Below are 6,604 nucleotides of genomic sequence, written 5' to 3'. Positions count from 1 at the left end.
TCATGGCGCAAGGGAAGCCCTCCTCCCAACAGCATAAAATCCGTAATTCCCTGAACTCCATGCAAAAGGATCGGATCGTCTTTGATAAAATCATACCATGCTTTACCGGTTGACAAACCAATACCTGCAGCAGTCAAGGCTTTCTTTCTGGCCGCATCCACCGCCATCAGAGGCGATCCGTCCATCCTGCTGAAAGCCTTTAAGACTCCACTCTCATCCACAATACAGGTGGTAATGGCAATACCTGTTTCCGCCGCCTTTTCCTCTGCCCGCTTGATCATTTCACGGGCAACCTCCAAAGTCAGGGAGGATTTTCTAAATACGATGTTTTCTTCCTGGTTCATACATTAAAGATAATTATATAATAATATGAAATTATTTGATTCGAGGCACAATATTTCGTATTATTGTACTAATTTAAGGAACGCTTCAATAAAGTGCAACTATAACTTAATTAATGTTTTAGTTTTATTGATTCGATCCCTTGCAACACCAGATCTTTACGTAGCAAACTTATTGAAATCAATTCAAATCCTTTGATGTCAAATTAGTTTTTTTTATAACTGAAATGTCTGACATTCCTTTATTGAACCCAGGTAATGAAACCTTCGGAGACTGGTTCATCCCAGTAGTTATCCCTGTAATTTCATTTCTGATAACTTTTCTGCTCATGCCTGCCATCATACGGGCAGGAGTCCGTTTTGAGCTTACCGATAAACCCGATCAGCGAAAACTACATAAGAACCCCATCCCTACTCTTGGCGGGATAGGTATCTTCCTTGGGTTTTTCCTTACTTCGGTTACTTTCATGATTTTTTCCGGGAACACACAGTTCTATTACATCATAGCCTCCCTGATCATCTTGTTTGTACTCGGCATTTTAGATGACCTGAAAGACCTATCTCCATCGAAAAAATTCCTGGTCCAGTTTATCACGGCTTTTCTGATTGCATTCAGCGGCATACGTATTGAGGGTTTTTATGGATTTCTTGGTATCCAGGAAATACCGGTTTGGTTTCAGTATATGCTTACCATCGTGATCATTGTGGGAGTAACGAATGCTTTTAACCTGATTGACGGCATCGACGGACTGGCCGGTGGGGTATCCTTCATAAACACCACACTGATCGGAATTATTTTCTTGCTGGCAGGAGAATCCGTATTCAGCATCCTGGCCTTTGCACTGGCCGGCAGCCTTCTGGCCTTCCTGTATTATAATTTTCACCCAGCCAAAATATTCATGGGAGATACCGGCTCCCTGATCATCGGTTTTACCCTGGCGGTCATCGGGATCCTGATCATCCAGAAAGCAACGGTTATCACAGAAAGTCTTAATCTGAACGGAAATATCATGATCGTGATGGTTGGGATCTTTCTCATTCCTGTTTACGACACCCTCCGGGTTTTCATTGTCAGGATGAAAAACAAAAAATCACCCTTTAGACCGGATAAAAACCATATCCATCACCTGTTGATCGAAACAGGATACAATCATACAAGATCAGCCCTGGTCCTGTATTTTTCCAACCTGGTGATCATCGGTGCAGGATTCATGATGAAAACCCTGAATCCCAACTTTGCCATTCCCGTCCTGTTCATCCTGGCAATTCTGATGACGGAAATGTTGAATATCAGGCGCATCATCCTCAACCAGATCAGGGAACGCTTCCTGCATAAAAAAGCAGATGAAATATTCTCCGAAAACCGTTTCCTTTCTAAAAACCTGGATAAATGAAAGAACAAAAACACATATTCCTTATCGATGACAATGAGCTTTTCGCCGCAACGGTATGCAACGGACTGAAGGAAAAGCTGGGTGCCCGGGTGAGTGTTTTCTATACGGGTGAAGCCATGCTGGAAAAACTTTCCGAAAACCCCGATGTGATCATTCTGGATTTCCAGCTCGACAGCCACGACAAAAACGCCAAGGACGGAGGAGAGATCTTAAAGGAGATCATGATAAAAGCACCTTCACAGAACGTCATCATGCTCACTTCCATGGAAGATCTGAAAAATGCAGTCAGCCTGCTGAAAAAAGGAGCCGTTGATTATATCCTGAAAGATGAAGTTTTTTTCGACAATCTGCTTAACTCCGTTAAAAATGTTTTTGAGATAAGGGATTTGAGAAATGAGATCGCAGAATTGAAATATAAGTCACGTCAGTACAGGAAACGCGTTATTATAGTCTTTGCAGCCTTAATCGCGGTGGTCGCCATACTCGGGATCCTGCTTCTTTGATCTATTTCTTTCGGTTTATCGTCACGCTCACTTCAATTTCATCCTTTAAATGCTTTTTAACCGAGCAAAGAGAGGCTGTCTGAATAAGTGCATTGTCGTACTTTTCAGGAAACGAAGAAGGTACGTTAATGGTAATATTGATCTTGTCGATCAGTCTTTTAACAGGATTGTACGATTGCTCCTGGTCGAGGGTGATATCATCGGCAGGTATTCCCCGCTGGTCGCAAAAGGCCTTGGTAAAGATCCCGGCACAGGTACCCAGGGAAGCAAGGAAGAGAGTGAACGGCTCCGGATATTCGGCGTCACCGCCGCCCTGCCGCGACTGGTCTGTCTTGATGGTAAATCCGTTGAAATCGGCAAAAACCTTTTTATTGCCCGGAAAAAAGATCTTCATGGTTTTTTCAGGTTTAATTTAGTTTCTCTATAAATGCTTCAGGAAGGAAAATGTTCATGGCAATCGACATTCAGTAATCAATAGATAACAACCTTTTCTCTCCCAATCGCCTCTCCATCTGATTTCAGCACCACGAAATACACCCCGGGCGTATAATCCGAAACATCGATGCGTATCTGCGATTGCCCGGAAGGAATTTTTACCGATTCAATAAGTCTTCCCCAGATGTCATACAGGCTAATTGTCAATTCTGTATTCTGTCCCGACAAGTCGGGATTTCCACTTCGTTCCAATATTCTGTATTTACAATGTATTTCTTCATACGCCGGGTTCGGGAAAACCTCCAGGGCATCGGTGGTATTGGTTTTTGTGTTTATGTCTGGCCATTCTGTGGTGCCTACGATGAGGCTGCAGTCATCCGGGACAATGGTGTCGGATGCGATGGGGTATGGGCAAAGGGAATCGTATTTAAAGGGAAAAGTATAAATACTGTCGTCTTCCAGGTTTTGGTTGAGCTTGCGCAGATAAACGTCGAATTGGTTGGACTGATATGTGCTATACATATATAAAAGCTTTTGATCAAATGATTTTTGAAGGATGCTTCCATAAATATCATTCACCAAATCAGTATAATTAATTATATTCCCAACGGTATCAAATAAAACAGCATGGTTTACGATGTCATCCTCAGTATTTCCCCAACCGGCACTTCCTGCTAGAACAGAATCATTTAAAAATGTCGAATACCCTAATCCCCCATGTTTATATCCATATACTAAATCATAAGTGTCGATAATGTATCCATCTAAATTCATTTTCATTAAAGCGGGCGAATAATTCCCTGTAATGGATGAATGATGGCTAATTGAAGAATAATAATAGTCATTTCTATCATTAAGTGTTGTGGTCCAGGCAAATCCACCGGATTCTCCACCAACATTCTTAAATGCAACTCTTTCCCACTGGAAAACACCATTTGAATCTGTTTTAATGAAATATGGCTTCGCCCAATATAATCCTGGATTTAATGGATCTTCATAATCACAACTTCCAGTTATTAAATAGCCACTATCATTTGTTAAAATAAAGGAGCGTGCATCTTCATTTATCATAGATGTATCTGGACTATTGTAACATTCTTTCCAGATCATATCGCCCTGGGAATCAAATTTTGCGAGACAAATTCTATCATTTCCAGGTGGAAAATAGCCTGTGTACTTTAGAATTGTAACAACACTTCCATCTTCTAAGGCTAAAACATTATAAGCATAATCCATATCACCAGGTGTGTGATAAACTATGCACCATTGCTTTTCACCACAAGGATTAATTTTAATAATAATCGGATCTTGAAACGGATCGTAATAAGTAGTAAATCCCACACAAAAAATTTCACCGAAATTGTTAATATCAATATCTGCTAATGCAATAAATGAATTAGTTTCTCCAAAAGTCTTGTTCCAAAGCATTTCCCCATTAATATCCGTTTTAATTATCCAGGAAAAATTGGGAAAAGTTGCCGTAACATAGTAACCGGCTAAAAGATAGCCTTTATCATATGATTCCTCAAAGTCTTCTCCAAATACGGATTTGTTACCCAGGTATGATTGAATCCATTTATTTTGACAAAATCCAGGGTTTTGCAAAAATATACTAATAGTTACAATAATTATAAATCTATATATGGCCATTTTATTTAACGATATTTAACTTATGATTTTCAACTAATTCGTTGTTAATGAATACATGAACGAAATACATTCCTGTTGTATATTTATCCGTACTACACAGTATTTGGTTTTGCTGTCCTTCAATTCTGTACATTTGAATTTGTTTTCCTAAAACATCAGAAATTATAATTTTTCCTGACTCAACAGGCTCATTCAAATCATATTCTATGATGAAATAACTATATGAAGGATTGGGATAAATCTGAACTATTGACGTTTCTATAGTATTACTATTATATGTTATATCCCAAACAATACCACTTTTTAGATTATCAGGCAGATATATTGTTTCTTTGAATTCTTGCAGATTATTTATTACTAAAAGATTCCTTGAATAAATGCCTTGTAAAGTATTTATATTGGAAGAAATACTTTGTAAATTTTGAATATCAATACTATCCAATGAATAATTATTATTCCAATAGTGATTCTGAATATCCACCAGGTCATTATGCAGTCCATGCTCAAATTGTTCATTATCATCCAAAACAAAGTTTATTGGGATACTATCAATAATATTATTTGCTGTTGTTGAATCATTTTCCATCAAGTACAAATAAGCAAGTCTGTATTTAGCATTAACATTCTGCCTGGTTTTAAGCAAATTTTTAAGGCTATCTCTTGCATATGCGTTTAATGTGTCATATTTATATTCACTAATTAACTTCATAAATGATTGTGCCCGGGCAGAAGAATGCAGCGCAAGGCTTTTTTCCAATAGCTCTTTTGCACCGTAGTAGTTAATGCCATCCATAATCTCTGCCATCCAATAATCAGGCATTAAAATCAATCTGTTGTTTAATTGGCGTAATAAATCTGGAGATTTTACTGAATGAGGATTGGCTACCAAAATATCTTTGATCATTACATTTGGTAGCACATTTTCCTTTTCAATGGCAGATTTCATTACAGTATCAGAAAGATAAGGGGACTCATTAAGCAACTGCTGTCTTAAGTCCATTGCTTCATAGGGCATGCTTGTTTGTATATCAAAGCTTAAACTTTCTGTACTCCCTCCATCGACTAATAGGTTTAAGCTATCAGTATAATCTAATATTATACTGGACTCATTAATAACATTAGTGTTTTCATATAAAAGGTCTATACCTCCTGAAAGAAGTGATGGGCAACTTGCTTCTTTGTTATATATAATACCTAACATCGGTTCTCTATGAACATTTTCAACTGGATATGGCATTAATATAAAACCTAACTGATTTTCATGGTGATAGTAATTTATCTGAACCAGATCATCAGGATCATTATATATATTATATTCAAGGTCCTGATATTCTTCATCATCTGTAAAAGTATTTGCTGCAGGTAAATAGCTTTGTCCTGATACCATGCCTTGGTTCTTTGCAATTCCAAGGTTTTCCACAACCATTCCACCATAAGGTATAATATAAACATCATATTGGCAATCAGTAAAATCATTGCAAAGAATACAAAGACCTTCAGCATTACCATTCCTATTCTCCCCCGCGGTAACAATCCCGCAAGACAGATTCTCAATAGAATTATTATAAATCTCATTGTAATATGGCCCAAGGTTATGCGTATAAATGGCCGCATGATCCATTTGCGTGCCGGAATATCCTGTAAAATAATTCTCTGTCAAAAGGAATTCCTGGCAGGCCTCAAGATATACCCCTATCAAAGTATCACTTGTGCTGTGATAACTATCAGGCATATCCATTTCAAAGGTGTTATGGAATATTTCAGCATTGTTGACCCCGCTCATCAGAATCCCTCTTTTATTATCGGTAAAGGTTGCGGAATCAATGACGATGGGTAAGGATTCCCTGTCATCCAGTACCAGGATTCCATAATCCAGGTGTTCAAAAATGCTAATGTAATATTCCGGGCAAGGCGTTGTATTGGAAATGGCACATTCATTATAAACATAGAAGCCGGCACTACCGGATCTTATTCCAGTACCACGGCTTTCATCACTTGTCGTTGCCAGGTTTTGAAAGGTGTTGCCTTTGAACAAAATACCTTCTACCGATTGCAAATCGACGAATGTTTCCGGAATGGCTGATTCGCCCGGTTCAATTTCCATTCCGTAAAGAAATTCTGTGGTTATGAATCCGGTATTTTTAAATCTGCTGAGATTATTGGCCGGTTCGCTGGTTTGGGGATTGAAATTTTGATAGGGATAAAAACACACCCCAATGATATTATCTTTAAATACTCCGCCGTATGATTGCACTATCCCTCCTGTTGGTATATAATACCC

6 protein-coding genes are annotated in these 6,604 nt (G+C 38.5%); 2 read left to right on the top strand and 4 right to left on the bottom strand.

Annotation, left to right across the window (positions count from 1 at the left end; genetic code table 11):
- Positions 1-344, bottom strand: a 344-nt coding sequence (locus KKA81_01855; protein ID MBU2649654.1) for a heme-binding protein, incomplete at its 3' end; no start/stop codon positions are given.
- A 326-nt stretch (positions 345-670) separates the two neighbouring features.
- On the opposite strand from KKA81_01855, the gene KKA81_01850 reads away from it, so the two are divergent.
- Both KKA81_01850 and KKA81_01845 read left to right on the top strand, forming a co-directional pair.
- Positions 671-1,735, top strand: a complete 1,065-nt coding sequence (locus KKA81_01850) for an undecaprenyl/decaprenyl-phosphate alpha-N-acetylglucosaminyl 1-phosphate transferase (GenBank protein MBU2649653.1) — start codon at positions 671-673, stop codon at positions 1,733-1,735.
- Positions 1,732-2,238: a response regulator gene (locus KKA81_01845; protein ID MBU2649652.1), complete on the top strand. Its 507-nt coding sequence runs from the start codon at positions 1,732-1,734 to the stop codon at positions 2,236-2,238. The genes KKA81_01850 and KKA81_01845 overlap by 4 nt, the downstream gene beginning before the upstream one ends.
- Before the next feature lies 1 nt (position 2,239).
- On the opposite strand, the gene KKA81_01840 is transcribed toward KKA81_01845, so the two are convergent.
- The 3 genes from KKA81_01840 to KKA81_01830 all read right to left on the bottom strand — a co-directional run.
- A complete protein-coding gene (locus KKA81_01840; protein ID MBU2649651.1) occupies positions 2,240-2,632 on the bottom strand; it encodes an OsmC family protein in 393 nt (130 codons plus the stop codon).
- A 77-nt stretch (positions 2,633-2,709) separates the two neighbouring features.
- On the bottom strand, positions 2,710-4,323 hold the full coding sequence (locus KKA81_01835; GenBank protein ID MBU2649650.1) for a T9SS type A sorting domain-containing protein: 1,614 nt from the start codon (positions 4,321-4,323) through the stop codon (positions 2,710-2,712).
- Position 4,324: 1 nt separating this feature from the next.
- Positions 4,325-6,604: T9SS type A sorting domain-containing protein (locus KKA81_01830; protein MBU2649649.1), on the bottom strand; the 2,280-nt coding region annotated here is incomplete at its 5' end.

The organism is Bacteroidota bacterium, assembly GCA_018831055.1.
GTDB lineage: Bacteria > Bacteroidota > Bacteroidia > Bacteroidales > B18-G4 > M55B132.
Note: the sequence above shows the minus strand (reverse complement) of the source record. Positions and strands in the feature narration are given on the sequence as shown.

Bases quoted from the DNA above. Each gene is read 5' to 3' on its own strand.
- KKA81_01850 (MBU2649653.1), top strand. From the start codon at position 671: ATGCCTGCCATCATACGGGCAGGAGTCCGTTTTGAGCTTACCGATAAA.
- KKA81_01845 (MBU2649652.1), top strand. From the start codon at position 1,732: ATGAAAGAACAAAAACACATATTCCTTATCGATGACAATGAGCTTTTC.
- KKA81_01840 (MBU2649651.1), bottom strand. From the start codon at position 2,632: ATGAAGATCTTTTTTCCGGGCAATAAAAAGGTTTTTGCCGATTTCAAC.
- KKA81_01835 (MBU2649650.1), bottom strand. From the start codon at position 4,323: ATGGCCATATATAGATTTATAATTATTGTAACTATTAGTATATTTTTG.